The following is a 14810-nucleotide window of genomic DNA, read 5'->3' on the forward strand; positions in this document are numbered from 1 at the left end:
GTCAGCGCACTCCTTTGGCCAGATCACGAGCGCTTTTCAGGATGTCAGGCACCTGTGGAACGGTCGCACGTTCAAGGTCGGGATTATAAGGAATTGGAGTTTCGGCTCCGCCAAGACGCACAATTGGCGCATCGAGGTAATCGAAGGCATCGCTTTCCGCTACAATGGCAGATATTTCAGCGCCTATACCAAGGGTCTTTACTGCCTCGTAAACGCAAAGAAGCTTCGACGTCTTCTTGACGCTTTTAATGATGGTTTCACGATCAATCGGACGCACGGTGCGCAGGTCGATCACTTCAACATCAATGCCTTCCTTGGCAAGTTCAGCGGCAGCATCAAGGGCTTTGTGCACCATGATTGCAGTTGCAACGATGGTCAGATCGCGCCCTTCGCGAACCACTTCCGCCTTGCCGATTGGTACGATGTAGAAGCCTTCAGGAACCGGACCTTTGGTCTTGTAGAGCAACTTATGCTCGAAAATCATAACCGGATCGGGATCTTCAACGGCTGCGAGCAACATGCCCTTGGCATCGTAAGGGGTCGCTGGCTGCAAAACTTTGAGACCCGGTACATGGCCAAGCCATGCTTCAAGGCTCTGGCTGTGCTGTGCCGCAGCACCCGTTCCCGACCCTGCCGGAAACCGCATAACCAGCGGCACAGAAACCGCACCGCCAAGCATATAGCGAATTTTCGCAGCCTGGTTGACGATCTGTTCCATCGCAAGTGCTGCAAAGTCAGAAAACTGGAACTCAAAGATCGGGCGCATACCGGTCAGTGCTGCACCTACAGCAACACCTGCACCGCCCAATTCTGAAATCGGCGTGTCCATGACCCGGTCTTCACCAAAGCGATGCACCAGATCACCTGTCACCTGAAATGCGCCGCCATAGACGCCAATATCTTCACCCATCAGGAACACGCGGTCGTCGCGTTCCATGGCAATTGCCATTGCTTCCTGGATGGCTTGCGAATAGCTCAACTCACGGATTGTCGTGTCCATATTCAAATATCGTCCGTGTAAACGTCGCGGGTCAGGTTGGTCAGATCAGGTGCCGGGCTGTTTTTGGCGAACTCGATCGCGTCAGCGATTTCCTTCTCCACTTGAGCGCGGATTTCCTCGATCTCGGCGTCATTGATGAAGCCATAGGCTTTCAAGTCGGCCTCGAAATGCGCGATTGGATCGCGATCATTTTGCCAATGCTCGATTTCTTCCTTGGTGCGATAGCGGTTGCGATCGCTTTTGGAATGACCACGAATGCGGTACGTCTTGTTTTCAATCAGCGTCGGACCATCACCGCGCCGTGCGCGTTCAGTGGCTTCATTGATGGCCTCCGCCACTTCCGACAGATTGTTACCATCGACGATCACGCCGGGCATATTGTAGGCCGAGGCACGGTCTGCAACATTGGCAACCGCTGTTGAACGCTTGGTGGAGGTAGACATGCCGTAGCCATTGTTTTCACAAACGAAAACAACAGGAAGTTTCCAGACAGACGCCATATTGAGAGCTTCGTGGAAAGCGCCTTCATTGTTTGCGCCATCACCAAAGAACGATACGACTACCTTGCCGTTCTTCTGTTTTTTGGCGGAAAGCGCAGCGCCGACCGCAATCGGAATACCACCACCGACAATGCCATTTGCGCCGAGATTGCCCTTGGAAACGTCGGCAATGTGCATCGAGCCACCACGGCCTTTGCAATAACCTGTTTCCTTGCCGAAAAACTCAGCAAACATACGTTTCACGTCTGCACCCTTGGCGATGCAATGACCGTGGCCGCGATGGGTCGACGTGATCATGTCATCATCATTGAGCGGCAGACAGGATCCCATCGCGCTCGCTTCTTGACCGATGGAAAGGTGCATCGTTCCGTGAATGAGACCACGCGTGTAGCTTTCTTCCGCGCCTTCTTCAAAGCGGCGGATGAGATACATCTTATGCAGTGCTTCTTTCAGTTGCTCCGGCGAATAGGTGCGGAAGGCATAAGGCAAGTTATGACGGTCACCCGTATCCTGCGGTTCGACTTTTTTGGCTTGAGCCATGATGTTTTGTCCTCACGCTCCGTAAACGAGCTTGTCTTGACGCGCGCGCAGCTCGGCAATCTTGGAACCGGGAGCCACGGCCGCATTATCGTAGGTGATAAGCTCGCCCTTCTTGATCGGTTTGGTCACGCTGCCACCCTGCAGAAGCCCGCAAGGGATCGCATGTGCACTGCGCGCCTCGCCCGAAGTCATGATCCATGCGCGGTAGCAATATTCGCCAATCGCATCGAGCTTTTCGCCCGGCTGCATGTCCTTCTTTGCAACCGCAGCCACTTCGGCGACCGGCTTTGAAAGCGGAACCATGTCAGGCTTGCCGTAAAGTACAACGCGGGCGCAGGTGAGCGGCACTTCGAGAGAAGTCAGGTGATATGGGCGATGGAATGTGAAATATGGACCCTTGCCCATCTTCAGATCTTCCATGCGCTCGGAAATACGTGGGTGCGACATGTCGGCGACGACAAACACGCCAGGTGCTACACCTTTCCCGATCGAATAATCAACAACACCAACTTTGGACAACACACCGCCGTCCTTTTCAGGGATCAGTGTCTTGTTGAGCTGGTCGAGCGTTGCAGCGGGACCGTGCATACCGGCTTTATCCGGGACAAGACCTGTCGCATTGGCAATTGCGGCCATTTCGACCATGGTCTTTGAACCATCGACGAACTCCACCAGCATACGCACGTTCATGTTACGGCGCGTGGCTTCTTCCATATATTGATCGGGAACCGCATCGATATTGAGCGGGTTGTTCTTGCCCTTGCCTGCCGCCACAATCGGATGACCCATGGCAGTCACAAACTCGATCAACTCCATGCAAGATGACGGCTCGTCACCGGCGCCCAGCGAATAGGTAACACCAAGACGTTCGGCTTCCGCTTTCAGATAAGCGCCGATTGTCACGTCTGCTTCGACATTCATCATGACCAGATGCTTGCCGTGTTCCATGGCGCGCAGGCCAATCTCTGCACCGACAGCCGGCACACCCGTTGCGTCGATCACAACATCGATAAGATCGTTTTCAAGGATCAGATTGGCGTTATCGGTTACGGCAACCTTATGCGCTTCCATGGCAGCAGTCAGATCTGACGCGGTCGAAACCTCACGGCCATGACCTTCTTCCTGAAAAGCAATATCGACTGCCTTCAGGGCATTGGGAACGCGCAACTCAGAAATAGCACCAACTTCGATACCCGGCATATGCGCAACGCGCGTGACGATATCGGTGCCCATTTCGCCTGAGCCAATCAGTCCGATACGGATCGGTCGCCCACTATCCGCCCGCGCCTGCATGTCACGCGCCAAACCCGTCAACGCCACATTGGTTGCCATCGTTTCCTCCTGAACGTCCCTGCAAATATTCTCGCAGTCTCCTCTGATACATTATCGATTAATGAACATTTGTTTCTAAGTCAATACCAGTGTTCATAAACCGCACACCTCAACCCGCTTGCAAATGCCATCTTGTTATTCAACTTTAGTTTGCTATAGAATACAAATGTTCTGCCGTTTCGCACAATTCACATTTTGAAACGTCGATACGTGCGAGCTAATAATGGCGTTCTGTTAGCTCGGCGCACTTTGGGAGTGCTCCGGGGGGAGGAGAAATAAATGGACGCATTTCTGAGCGGACTAAAAACGGCAGTCGATACGCTTGGGGCAACGGTTCTGTTGCCTATCGTCATCTTCATCATTGCGGTGGTACTCGGCGCAAAGGTGGGCAAAGCCTTCCGTGCAGCCATCACCATCGGAGTTGCTTTCATCGGTATCAATCTGGTCCTGGGCTTGATGTTCACTTCTATTGGTGAAGTGGCTCAGGCAATCGTCACCAATACGGGCATCAAGCGCGATATTGTTGATGTTGGCTGGCCTTCGGCCGCAGCAATCGCCTTCGGTTCATCGGTGGGTCTTTGGGTTATTCCTGTCGGTATTCTGGTCAACATCGTGCTGCTTCTGCTTCGCTGGACACGCACGTTGAACGTCGATGTGTGGAACTTCTGGCACTTTGCTTTCGTCGGTTCGCTGGTTGTCGCTGCAACCGATAACCTGGCTTACGGCATCATTGTTGCAGCACTTGTTGCGGCACTTTCGCTGCTGTTTGCAGACTGGTCGGCGCGTGCTGTTCAGCAGTTTTACGGTGTACCGGGGGTTTCCGTGCCGCATCTGGCCTCGGCACAGATTCTGCCGATTGCAATCGTGCTCAACTGGATCATGGATCGCATTCCCGGCATCAACAAGATCAACATCAGCACGGAAACCATCGAACGTCGCTTCGGTGTATTCGGCGAACCGGTTGTGCTCGGCCTGATTATCGGTTTGGTGCTCGGCCTAATCGCATTTTATAATGCAGGGGATTTCGGCGTCGTACTCGCGAAAGTTTTCGGCACAGGCATGACACTTGCCGCCGTTATGTTGCTTCTGCCGCGTATGGTCAAAATCCTGATGGAAGGCCTGCTGCCAGTTTCCGACGCTGCACAGGAATTTGTGCGCAAGCGCACCGGCGACCGCGAACTTCTTGTTGGTCTCGACTCGGCAATCCTTATCGGACATCCAGCCGCGATCTCGTCGTCGCTCATTCTGGTGCCTATTGCGATCATTCTTTCGGTCATCCTGCCAGGCAACCGCGTCATCCTGTTTGCCGACCTTGCCGTCATTCCTTTCATCGTCGCCATGACTGCACCGCTTCTGAAAGGAAACGTGTTCCGCATGGTCGTCGTAGGAACGATCACACTGGCAATCGGCTTCTATGTAGCCAATGCGCTTGCTCCGTTGTTTACGAGTGCTGCGGTTTCATCCGGCTTCAAGCTGCCTGAGAACGCCTTGCAGATCACTTCAGTGGTCGACGGATTCCTGTGGGTGCCATACATCATCATATCGGCCATCCAGTGGCTTGGTGCTATTGGTATCGCGGTGATCGCCGTTGTTATTGCTGCACTTTTCATGCTCTATCGCCGCAATACCCAGGCATGGGAGCGTGCGGCAGGCGCTGAGGACGAACCAGCAGACGAAATTGCCGCCTAAAATTGGCAATGATCGACACATGAAATAAAAGTCGCACGTCGAGACCGACGTGCGACCTTCTTTAAACGGAGAATGAAATGGCTGCTGGTCTGATTGATTTTCTCGACCCTCAAGCGATCGAGCTTCAGAGCGAAGCAAAAACCAATGAAGAGATCATCCGGATTCTGGCGGGTAAGCTGGAAAAGCTGGGTTATGTAAAGCCAAGCTACGCCGACGCGGTCGTAAGCCGCGAACTGACGATGCCAACAGGATTGCCCCTTGAGCGCGAAGAAAACGTTGCCGTGCCACATACTGATCCTGAGCATGTGCTTAAGGCTGGCATTGCCTTTGCAACCCTGAAATCACCAATTGAATTTGCCAATATGGAAGATCCTGAAGAGGCCGTTTCTGTTGGATATGTCTTTCTGCTTGCCATCAATGACAAGGACAAACAGATTGAAACCTTGCAGCAAATCATGGCGACAATTCAGGATCCGAATGCACTCGATAGGCTGAAGGCGGCGCGCACGCTTGAAGATATTCAAACTGCACTGAATTAAGAGTAGATCTTAACAGCCGAATTCGAGACAACAAAAATACGATATTCGCGCGTTTCATGGAATGCACGAACACCAATTGGAGGAAACCATGGCTAGAATAAAAACAATTCTCTTCGCTTGCGGAACAGGTGTAGCGACATCTACGGCAGTCAACGCAACAGTCACCGAAGAAATGAAAAAGCGCGGGCTTACCTTCAATGCTCAGCAGGCAAAGGCCACGGAAGTAGCCTCCTTAGCTGACAATGTGGATTTCATCGTTTCAACCACGCCTATTTCCGCTTCCGTCACCAAGCCAGTCATCAAGGGTCTACCCTTCCTGACTGGTATCGGAAAAGACAAAGCGTTGGACGAGATTGAAGCCGAGCTTCGCAAATAATCTCAGTCAGCTCAAAAAGCGGAAGCGGGGGACGCTGTTCCTCCACGTCAAATGATCTAAAGAAAAGCGTCGGTATCCGACGCTTTTATGTTTTTTGAACCACACGGATACGTTGCTCACCGCCGATATCTATAAACTGCGTGGGTGGCGGCAAATGATACACATCATGTGTACCAAAGCTTTCGGGATAAAACGCGTAGCCTTCTGGTGCGTTGGGTGGGTTTCGATCATCGATCAGCCGACCGCCTGTCAATTCCGTCATCGGATCGGGAATAGCGGAGATCAGCCGCCGCGTATAGGGATGCGTCGGGTTCGAGAATATACGATCCCACGGGCCACTCTCAACAATCTGGCCGAAATACATAACGGCCACCCGATCACTCATATGCTCTACGACGCTCAGATCATGACTGATCATGATATAGGAAAGACCAAGCCGCTCTTTCAGGTCCAGCAGCAGATTGATGATCTGTGCCCGGATCGAAACATCCAACGCTGAGACAGGTTCATCCAGCACGATAACTTTCGGATTGAGCAGCAAGGCGCGCGCAATCCCTATGCGCTGGCGTTGCCCCCCGGAAAACTCATGCGGGAAACGTTTTGCCTGCTCGGGCTTCAATCCGACGAGGCGTAGAATTTCCTCAACCCGCCCATCAACCTCACTACGTGACTTTACACCATGAAGCCTTAAAGGTGCGGCGAGCGATGTATAGACCGACTGGCGTGGATTGAGTGAAGCAAACGGATCTTGAAAGACCATTTGTGCCATCTTTGCCCGTTCCAGCCGCGAAGGCTCATTCTTGCCAGTGATCGGACGTCCTTCAAAATAGATCTGACCACTGGTTGGCTTCTGAAGGCCTACGATGGAGAGGGCGAGCGTAGATTTGCCACAGCCGGACTCACCCACGATGGACAAGCACTCGCCTTTATTAAGGGTCAGGCTGAGATTATTGACGGCGCGCAGCAATTGCTTGGAATGGCTGAAGATGCCGCCGCTCACCGGGAAATAAACGCAGACATCATCAATTCTGACCAGTGGCTCTGCCAATTTCGTTGAATGCATATCATTCATGATGGAAACACCTCACCACACCCGCATCCTCAAGTGGCGTCCAGCCCGGCTTTTGCGCGCGGCAAATATCGGTGGCACGCGTGCAGCGCGGCTCAAATCTGCAGCCTGCCGGGAAAGCGGAAATGGAAGGCACCACGCCTTCGATTTCCTGAAGTCGTAACTGACCTTCTTTCTTGCGAGAACCAAGCTGCGGGAGAGAAGCCAGAAGGCCATGCGCATAAGGGTGCGCCGGATGGTGAAACAGACCCGCTGTTATGCGCTCCTCGACAAGATGCCCGGCATACATCACACCCACGCGACGGCACATTTTCGCAATAACACCAAGATCATGACTGATCATGAGTACGGAAGTCCCACGCGCTGTGCAAAGCTCCTGCATCAGACGAAGAATTTCCGCCTGAACCGTCACATCAAGCGCAGTCGTGGGCTCATCGGCGATCAAAAGATCAGGGTTGCATGCAAGCGCAATAGCGATCATCACTCGCTGGCGCATACCGCCCGACATCTGATGCGGATAATTTTTCACGCGTTGCTCTGGCGCTGGCACCTGAACGCTGGCAAGCGCTTCGACCGCTTTGCGCTCTGCTTCATGCCAAGTTGCACCCTGATGCAGCACGAACATTTCTGCAATCTGCCGCCCTACAGGTGAAAGCGGATTGAGTGCGGTCATCGGTTCCTGAAAGATCATCGCGATGCGATTACCACGCAGCTTTCGCATTTCGCGTGACGACATGGATCGCAAATCCTGCCCTTTGAACCGTATCGCGCCACCGGTTATCGATAGTGGTTTGCGCAGCAATCCTATCATTGACAATGCGGTGATACTCTTTCCGCAGCCGGACTCTCCAACCAAACCGAATGTTTCACCGGCACCGATTGTGAAGGATACGTCTTCAACAACATTATGCTTGGTCGAACCAGACACGATATCGATCCGCAGGTTTTCGACCTCGAGAAGTGTTTGTTCGCTCATACTTTGCGCGTCCTCATATGCGGGTCGAGCCAGTCACGAAGACCGTCGCCGAACAGATTGAGACCAAGCACTGTGAAAAAGATTGCTAGACCGGGGAATACGGCTGCCCAAGGTGCATTCACGATCAACTCACGCGCATCAGTGAGCATATTGCCCCAACTAGGATCAGGAGGACTGATACCAAGACCCAGATAGGAAAGGGCAGCTTCTGCGAGGATCGCGTCACCCATTCCCAGTGTGCCGATCACAAGGATAGGTCCAATCATGTTCGGCAAGATCTGCGTAATCATGATGCGAACATCGCTATAGCCCAGCATCTTGGCGGCCTGAATGTAGCCCTGCTTCTTGAGCGAAAGGGTGGAACTGCGCGCAATGCGGCACGTCCAGGACCAGTTTGTGAGACCAAGCGCGAGCAAAAGGCTCGGCAAACCGGGGCCGAGAACAGCCATGATCGCCAACGCGAAGATCAGCGACGGGATCGCCAGCATGAGATTTGTGAGACCATTGACGAAATCGTCCCACCAGCCGCCGAAATAGCCAGCAGAAATTCCAAAACAGAGGCCAATGACCGTGTTGATGCACTGTGAGACCACACCAACGGTCAATGACACCTGCGCGCCATAGAGGATGCGCGAATATACATCGCGGCCTTGTGCGTCAGTGCCAAACCAGAATTGTGCATCGGGTGGCAGTTCTGCATTCATCAGATCGGCATCGAGAACCGGATTATAGTGCGCCAGCAATGGTGCAAATACGGCAGCGCCCACGATTACGATGCAAACGAACCCGCCAAATACGAGATTGAAACGGAGCTTCATGGGCTTACTCGTGACTTATGCGCGGATCGATAACCGCGTAGAGAATATCAACAATCGTATTGATGACCAGAAACCACAATACGATCACGAGAATAGCCCCCTGTACGACGGGAATGTCGCGCAGCGAAACGCTATCAATCAGCAATGAGCCAAGGCCCGGCCATGAAAACAGCTTTTCAACCACCACGGCTTGCCCCATCATCGATCCGAATTGCAGACCGATTGTCGTAATGATTAAAACAAGCGCATTTCGCATGACGTGCCACGTCACCAGCCTGAAGCTGTTCATGCCTTTTGAACGGGCAGTGCGAATGAAATCCGCGCCCATCACTTCAAGCACAGCTGCGCGCGTTGTCCTTGCGAGAAGCGCCAGCGGTGCAACACCCAAAGTCAGCGCTGGCAGAATGATGTTGCGTATGCCGCCATTGCCGTAACCGAAACTTGGCAACCATCCAAGCGTCAGGGCAAAGAGATACATGGCAAGGAGCCCCAGCCAGAATTGCGGCAGTGAAAGGCCAGAGACAGCGCCTATCATGGTCACACTGTCGAGAATGCTTCCGGGCTTCAGCGCCGCTATAAATCCAAGTGGCACCCCAATCAGAATGGCAAATCCCATAGCTGCGAAAGCGAGTTTCAGCGTTGGCCACATACGTTCCTGGATGAGCGAGACAACCGGCTGCCTCGATCGATAGGACGTGCCAAGATCGAACTGTGCCAACTGCACCAGATAGTTGCCGAAACGCACATAAACAGGCTTGTCGAGACCGAACTCCTGCGTGATCTTTTCAACCATCTTCGGGTCGTTCATGCCTTTGCCGTTGGCGATAAGACCAGAAGCAATGCTGCCCGGAACGACGCTGAAAATGACGAAGATAAGCAGCGATACCGCAATGACTGTCGGCATCATCTGCAAGACGCGGCGGGCGATAAAATAGAGCACACAGTCCTCCTTTCGGATCAGCGTGAAAGACGCTGGAGCAAAGGGGATCAGTGGCCCGCCCGAAATCGAGCGGGCCGATCCAGATCAGCCGGAATTAACGACCGGACGGAACCGTGTCGTCGACCCAAAGCTTTTCATAGGACTGTACTGCGAGCTCCGCAGAGTTTGGCTGCAAGCCGTGCAACCATGGCTGATGCGCCATGACGGCCTTGTTGTAGTTGAAGAACCAGACTGGCGCTTCTTCCTGCAGCAGGTTGTTGGCCTTTTTCAGCAGCGCATTCTTTTCGTCTTCTGTTTTCGCAAGTTTTGCTTCATCGACGATCTTATCAAATTCTGCATTGGCGAACTTCTGATAATTACATGCAGATTGCGGTGTCGTGGAGTAGAAGCACTGCATTGCGGTCAGTGCATCTGGGCCGCTTTCGAGCGACCACATATAGGCTTGGAAATTGCCAGCAGGAACCACATCCGCAAGTACGGAGGCTTCAACCGGCTTTGCCTTGACCTTGATCCCAACCTTATCCAGCATCGGGATGATCGCCTGAACGATGGTCAAGCCCCAGCTTTCGTTTTGCGTTGCCGTCAGCTCAAACTCGAAACCGTCTGGATAGCCGGCTTCAGCAAGCAAAGCTTTCGCTTTTTCAGGATCATAGGGATAAGGCTTCGCATCTTTGTCGAAGGCAGGCGATGAGTTCGGAAGCCAACCCACAGCACGATAGGCCTTGTCCTTGACGAGGCGCTTGATGATCAGATCACTATCAATAGCGTAGTTGATTGCTTGGCGGACACGCTTGTCCTGAAACGGCTTGAAATCCGGGTTAAAACCAACAGCGCGGGTATAGACCTCGGCGACTTCCACCATATTCTTCGCAAGTTCAGGATCGGCAAGATAGGCAGTGTACTGCGCCGGTCCGAGCACCGCCACATCAATTTCCTTATTGCGGAACGCAACGTCACGGGCAGCGGCATCGCCCATGATCATGATGTTGATCTTGTCTGCGTACGGCTTGCCCTTTTCGTAATATTTGTCCCACTTCTCAACCGTCAAACGGGAGCCGGGGACGTATTCGGCAAACTTGTAAGGTCCAAGACCGATTGGGTGACGCTGATATTCTTCGCTGTCGCCCTGACCGGCAGGATAAATCGCCGTGTTGTTGCGCATGAACTGATAGCCGGGATCAATTGGCTGTTTCAGTGTGATCTCAAGCGTATGGTCGTCGATCTTCTTCAGACCGGAGATTTCCTTGGCTTTGCCCTGTGTATATTCTTCGGCACCCTTGATTTCGGCAATATAGCGCGCTGGCGGGAAAGCCTTCTTCGGGTCCATAATGCGGGTATAGCTCCAGATAATGTCGTCAGCCGTTAATGGCTTGCCATCATGGAAAAACGCATCCTGGCGCAGCTTATAGGTATAGACGAGCCTATCCTCAGAAACGCTTACATCTGTTGCCAAACCGAGAACGGGCTTGTTCTGATCCGCATCCCAATCATATAGCGTGCGGTGAATGGCCTTGGCATAAAACTCGTCCTGCGTTGCAGGTGAAGCCTGAACGTCAAGCGTCGAGAAGCTGTCACCATAAGGCGCAACAAAATTAATAACGCCTCCCGAACGTGGTTCGTCAGCAGCATAGGCGGCAGTACCCGCCATCAGTGCAATGGACATCGCCGCAAGCAATGTAAATTTCCTCATAGTCTTCCCCTTTTACTTTATTTTTTTGAGATCCGAATGACCGTCTTCAGGCAGCGGGACCGAAGCCTCGCTGCCTGTCCTCCTTACGAACGTTCGAACACCACTTCGCCTTCGCGAATAGTGAGCATACAATGCGTGTCGTTGAGAATTTCCTGTGGTTTTGCGGTAAGCATATTGCGTGAAAACACTGCGATATCAGCCGCCTGGCCCGGAACTAATTTGCCTTTCACATCCTCCAGTTTCTGCGAAAAAGCACCGTATTCGGTATAGACCTGAAGCGCTTCTTCGATTGAAACACGCTCACGGGCATCCATCACCGTTCCCTTGCCAGTTTCGCGCGTGAGCATCGAATAGATGTTGGGGTAAGGATTTGGATGACAGACAGGCGCGTCACTTCCTGTAGCAGGTTTGAAACCGAGGTCTTTCCACGTCTTGAGTGGATAGCTCGACAATGCTTTTTCTTCACCAAGCACGGAAATATACGCATCACCAAAGTCGTAGATGAAAACCTGTTGTGGGCATGGATAGATGCCAGCCTTTTTCATCCGCTCGTGCTGTTCCGGTGTAGAGAAGCCGCAATGTTCGATACGGTGGCGACGGTCAGGATCGGGATGCGCTGCAAGTGCTTTTTCGTAGGCAGTAATGAGCTGACCAATCGCTGCGTCACCGATTGCGTGGCAGGCAAGCTGATAGCCCTTTTTGTGGGCATCAAGCACCAGTGCTTCCAGTTCCGCATCCGGTAATATCTGCACGCCGATATTATTATCGTCGCCGAGATAAGGCTTGCTCATCCATGCGGTCCGCCCACCTGCCGAACCATCAAGGAAAATCTTGACTGCACCAACCGTCAGCATGTCATCACCGACCCCGGAAACCAATCCGGCTTCGTAACATTTCTCCACAATCGACGTGCCAGGATCACCCAACAGAACCAGCCAAGTGCGCACCGGCAACCGTTTCTGAAGTTTCGCGATATTATAGGCGCGAATTTCGTCAAAGCCTGCAACCTGCCCAACGGCTGCATCCATAACACTGGTAATGCCATATGAAAGCAACAGATTACCAGCAGCCTCAATGGCTTCGATCATTTCTTCCGTTGTTGCTTTTGGAATTGCTTTGCGAACTGCCCCTTGTGCATTTTCCGCAACCATTCCGGTCAGCACACCATTATGCTGTTCGATCAAACCGCCGTCCGGCACTGGCGATTTTTCATCGATACCGGCCAGCTCAAAAGCTTTTGAGTTGAAGATCGAAACGTGACCACAGGCACGCACCAGCATCACCGGATGATTGGGTGCTACAGCGTCGAGTTCTGACTTATGCGGATGGCGGCCGATGTCAAGTTTGGTCTGATCGTAGCCACGAGCTCTGATCCATGTCCCTGGTGGAACCGAAGCCGCCATTTCGCGTATCGAACCAAGCAGACTTTCCAAAGTGGGTGCTGCTTGCGGCGTTGCATCAAGCCACTTGAGCGTCAGCCCGACTGAAATCAGGTGGAGATGAGAATCGTTTAATCCGGGTGTAGCGAAACGCCCCTCCAGATCGATGACTTTCGTTTTGTCACCTTTGAGAGACCAGACTTGGTCTTTAGTACCAGTGGCTAGAACCTTGCCTTGCCAGATTGCCAGGGCCTCTACCGTGCCCTCTTCGTATCCACACCAGATCGTGCCGTTATGAATAATGGTATCAGCACGCAATTCGGGCATTACAACAGACATTCAGCGATCCCCTCCCTAAGTCACGCCTTCATATAAGAAGATCAGAGTTCCACCGATGGATCAACCGTGCAAGCCTTTGATATGACAAATTTTGTGTGGGCAATTTAATCAAAACGACGAAGCTACCGTCGTTTTGTTGAAACATTTGCAAAGATCAAAAATCCAAAATCAACGAAATAAAAGCGTTAAGACCTTATTGCACTGCTCATTGATCAGCTTTAACCAACCGCTTCGCATTACATGCTTGACCAACCATGGTCATGGCAGGCAAAGCAAAGTTATATTGTGTGGGATCAAGAGTTGAACATTCTGTTTGATAAAGCCGAGGCGAAGTTTGCCGATAAGGTGGTTCTGGAACCGCTTTCGCTTGAGCTTTCAGAACGGCGCATTGGTATCATTGGCCTCAATGGATCAGGTAAGTCCACCTTCTCACGCATGGTGAATGGGCTGGTTCTGCCATCGTCGGGACGCGTTCTGACAAATGGCCATGACACAGCAATTGACGGAGCGAAAGTGCGCGCGGCGGTTGGCTATATCTTTCAGAACCCCGCGAACCAGATCGTACTGCCACTAATCAAAGACGACGTTGCATTAGGCCTGCAATCGCGTGGGCTGAGCAAGCAAGAATTGGCGAACACGGTTTCAGCGGTACTTGATCGCATTGGGATAGCGCATCTGTCCGAACGCCGTGCACATGAGCTATCCGGAGGTGAGTTGCAGCTCGCAGCGCTCGCTTCGGTTCTGGTCACGGAACCTGATATTGTGATCATGGACGAACCGACCAATCAGCTCGACTTGAAAAACAGAAACATAGTGGGGCGGACCATCCGTGAGCTTAAGGAAAATGTTATCGTGGTCAGCCACGATCTAACCTTGTTGTCGGGCTTCGACCGTGTGCTGCTTTTCCATCAGGGTAAACTCGTCGAGGATGGCCCCGCTGATGAGACGATTGCGCATTATCTGGCTTTGGTCTCATGAACTTCTATGAAGCGCGCGGAAATGGACCAATTGATCGACTGCCACCAGCAATCAAACTCATTGCTCTTTTCGGGTTAAGTGTCGTTCTCTTCATGATCAACACTCCGGTTGCACTTGGAATTTTAACCGCTCTCGTGGCGTTCAGTTCCCTCGCCTTTTGTCGTTCGGCGGTCGTTCAATGGCTAAAATCTTGGCCACTCTTACTGACGATTGTCGTTGTCGTTGTTTGGACTGCCTATGCCAACAGTTTTGAAGCGGCTTCAATCGTTCTGATGCGGCTGGGATCATTGAGCCTTTTTGCAACCGTCATTACGGCCACAACAACGATTGGTCAGTTCATCGACACGATAACCAGAGCCGCACAACCATTTGAAGCAATTGGTATAGGCAACGCTCGTGACATTGGATTAGCGATTGGGCTCGTTATTCGCTTCGTGCCTGAGGTTCATGCACGCTATAAATCGGTGGCGGAAGCTCATCGTGCGCGGGGATTAAAAATGCGGCTATCCACGGTTATCGTACCGATGGTAATTGGCACGATGCAAAGTGCGGATGAAATTGCAAACGCTATTGATGCGAGATGCATTCGTTCGCAACAGCGCAAACACAATTAGACACGTAGGCGCACCGCCGCTTACAGCCACA

The 14810-nt window shown here is 52.4% G+C and carries 14 protein-coding genes; 5 read left to right on the forward strand and 9 right to left on the reverse strand.

The features are described from left to right. Position 1: 1 nt before the first annotated feature. From ABWV94_RS14170 to ABWV94_RS14180, 3 genes are read right to left on the reverse strand one after another with little or no spacing between them, the layout of a single operon-like run. Complete coding sequence (locus ABWV94_RS14170; RefSeq protein WP_113499106.1) at positions 2–1000, reverse strand: alpha-ketoacid dehydrogenase subunit beta; 999 nt, start codon at positions 998–1000, stop codon at positions 2–4. A gap of 2 nt (positions 1001–1002) precedes the next feature. Then, positions 1003–2040 carry a thiamine pyrophosphate-dependent dehydrogenase E1 component subunit alpha gene (locus ABWV94_RS14175; RefSeq protein WP_064321569.1) on the reverse strand — a complete coding sequence of 346 codons (1038 nt, stop codon included), beginning with the start codon at positions 2038–2040 and terminating at the stop codon, positions 1003–1005. 12 nt (positions 2041–2052) lie between these two features. Continuing rightward, on the reverse strand, positions 2053–3372 hold the full coding sequence (locus ABWV94_RS14180; protein WP_024896485.1) for an NAD(P)H-dependent oxidoreductase: 1320 nt from the start codon (positions 3370–3372) through the stop codon (positions 2053–2055). Positions 3373–3651: 279 nt separating this feature from the next. Between ABWV94_RS14180 and ABWV94_RS14185 the strand changes: the two genes are divergently transcribed. The 3 genes from ABWV94_RS14185 to ABWV94_RS14195 all read left to right on the forward strand — a co-directional run bounded on the left by ABWV94_RS14185 (position 3652) and on the right by ABWV94_RS14195 (position 5976). Beyond that, positions 3652–5061: a PTS galactitol transporter subunit IIC gene (locus tag ABWV94_RS14185; protein ID WP_007878549.1), complete on the forward strand. Its 1410-nt coding sequence runs from the start codon at positions 3652–3654 to the stop codon at positions 5059–5061. 77 nt (positions 5062–5138) lie between these two features. Then, a complete protein-coding gene (locus ABWV94_RS14190; protein WP_007878548.1) occupies positions 5139–5600 on the forward strand; it encodes a PTS sugar transporter subunit IIA in 462 nt (153 codons plus the stop codon). An 88-nt stretch (positions 5601–5688) separates the two neighbouring features. Next, complete coding sequence (locus tag ABWV94_RS14195) at positions 5689–5976, forward strand: PTS sugar transporter subunit IIB (RefSeq protein ID WP_079213033.1); 288 nt, start codon at positions 5689–5691, stop codon at positions 5974–5976. Positions 5977–6061: 85 nt separating this feature from the next. Here the strand turns inward: ABWV94_RS14195 and ABWV94_RS14200 are convergent, their stop codons facing one another. From ABWV94_RS14200 to ABWV94_RS14225, 6 genes are all read right to left on the reverse strand, one after another. Then, positions 6062–7048: an ABC transporter ATP-binding protein gene (locus ABWV94_RS14200; RefSeq protein ID WP_353413969.1), complete on the reverse strand. Its 987-nt coding sequence runs from the start codon at positions 7046–7048 to the stop codon at positions 6062–6064. Beyond that, positions 7041–8021 (reverse strand): ABC transporter ATP-binding protein, encoded by a 981-nt coding sequence (locus ABWV94_RS14205; RefSeq protein ID WP_105519437.1) that lies wholly within the window; start codon positions 8019–8021, stop codon positions 7041–7043. Before ABWV94_RS14205 ends, ABWV94_RS14200 begins: the two co-directional genes overlap by 8 nt. Continuing rightward, positions 8018–8839, reverse strand: coding sequence for an ABC transporter permease (locus ABWV94_RS14210; RefSeq protein ID WP_007878544.1), 822 nt, complete (start codon positions 8837–8839; stop codon positions 8018–8020). Before ABWV94_RS14210 ends, ABWV94_RS14205 begins: the two co-directional genes overlap by 4 nt. Positions 8840–8843: 4 nt before the next feature. Continuing rightward, positions 8844–9779 (reverse strand): ABC transporter permease, encoded by a 936-nt coding sequence (locus tag ABWV94_RS14215; protein WP_113499100.1) that lies wholly within the window; start codon positions 9777–9779, stop codon positions 8844–8846. A 94-nt stretch (positions 9780–9873) separates the two neighbouring features. Further along, complete coding sequence (locus tag ABWV94_RS14220; RefSeq protein ID WP_039860625.1) at positions 9874–11469, reverse strand: ABC transporter substrate-binding protein; 1596 nt, start codon at positions 11467–11469, stop codon at positions 9874–9876. A gap of 83 nt (positions 11470–11552) precedes the next feature. Further along, positions 11553–13175: an amidohydrolase gene (locus tag ABWV94_RS14225; protein ID WP_502905179.1), complete on the reverse strand. Its 1623-nt coding sequence runs from the start codon at positions 13173–13175 to the stop codon at positions 11553–11555. A 312-nt stretch (positions 13176–13487) separates the two neighbouring features. Between ABWV94_RS14225 and ABWV94_RS14230 the strand changes: the two genes are divergently transcribed. Together ABWV94_RS14230 and ABWV94_RS14235 are read left to right on the forward strand one after the other, a co-directional pair. Then, a complete protein-coding gene (locus tag ABWV94_RS14230; protein WP_162761743.1) occupies positions 13488–14165 on the forward strand; it encodes an energy-coupling factor ABC transporter ATP-binding protein in 678 nt (225 codons plus the stop codon). Then, positions 14162–14779 carry an energy-coupling factor transporter transmembrane component T family protein gene (locus ABWV94_RS14235; protein WP_353413972.1) on the forward strand — a complete coding sequence of 206 codons (618 nt, stop codon included), beginning with the start codon at positions 14162–14164 and terminating at the stop codon, positions 14777–14779. Before ABWV94_RS14230 ends, ABWV94_RS14235 begins: the two co-directional genes overlap by 4 nt. Positions 14780–14810 lie beyond the last annotated feature (31 nt).

The sequence above is a fragment of the Brucella sp. NBRC 12953 genome, from assembly GCF_040369775.1.
Classification (GTDB): domain Bacteria; phylum Pseudomonadota; class Alphaproteobacteria; order Rhizobiales; family Rhizobiaceae; genus Brucella; species Brucella pseudogrignonensis.

What these genes read in the sequence shown, in the direction of transcription:
- ABWV94_RS14170 (WP_113499106.1), bottom strand. Translation starts at nt 1,000, where the DNA reads ATGGACACGACAATCCGTGAGTTGAGCTATTCGCAAGCCATCCAGGAA.
- ABWV94_RS14175 (WP_064321569.1), bottom strand. Translation starts at nt 2,040, where the DNA reads ATGGCTCAAGCCAAAAAAGTCGAACCGCAGGATACGGGTGACCGTCAT.
- ABWV94_RS14180 (WP_024896485.1), bottom strand. Translation starts at nt 3,372, where the DNA reads ATGGCAACCAATGTGGCGTTGACGGGTTTGGCGCGTGACATGCAGGCG.
- ABWV94_RS14185 (WP_007878549.1), top strand. Translation starts at nt 3,652, where the DNA reads ATGGACGCATTTCTGAGCGGACTAAAAACGGCAGTCGATACGCTTGGG.
- ABWV94_RS14190 (WP_007878548.1), top strand. Translation starts at nt 5,139, where the DNA reads ATGGCTGCTGGTCTGATTGATTTTCTCGACCCTCAAGCGATCGAGCTT.
- ABWV94_RS14195 (WP_079213033.1), top strand. Translation starts at nt 5,689, where the DNA reads ATGGCTAGAATAAAAACAATTCTCTTCGCTTGCGGAACAGGTGTAGCG.
- ABWV94_RS14200 (WP_353413969.1), bottom strand. Translation starts at nt 7,048, where the DNA reads ATGAATGATATGCATTCAACGAAATTGGCAGAGCCACTGGTCAGAATT.
- ABWV94_RS14205 (WP_105519437.1), bottom strand. Translation starts at nt 8,021, where the DNA reads ATGAGCGAACAAACACTTCTCGAGGTCGAAAACCTGCGGATCGATATC.
- ABWV94_RS14210 (WP_007878544.1), bottom strand. Translation starts at nt 8,839, where the DNA reads ATGAAGCTCCGTTTCAATCTCGTATTTGGCGGGTTCGTTTGCATCGTA.
- ABWV94_RS14220 (WP_039860625.1), bottom strand. Translation starts at nt 11,469, where the DNA reads ATGAGGAAATTTACATTGCTTGCGGCGATGTCCATTGCACTGATGGCG.
- ABWV94_RS14225 (WP_502905179.1), bottom strand. Translation starts at nt 13,175, where the DNA reads ATGCCCGAATTGCGTGCTGATACCATTATTCATAACGGCACGATCTGG.
- ABWV94_RS14235 (WP_353413972.1), top strand. Translation starts at nt 14,162, where the DNA reads ATGAACTTCTATGAAGCGCGCGGAAATGGACCAATTGATCGACTGCCA.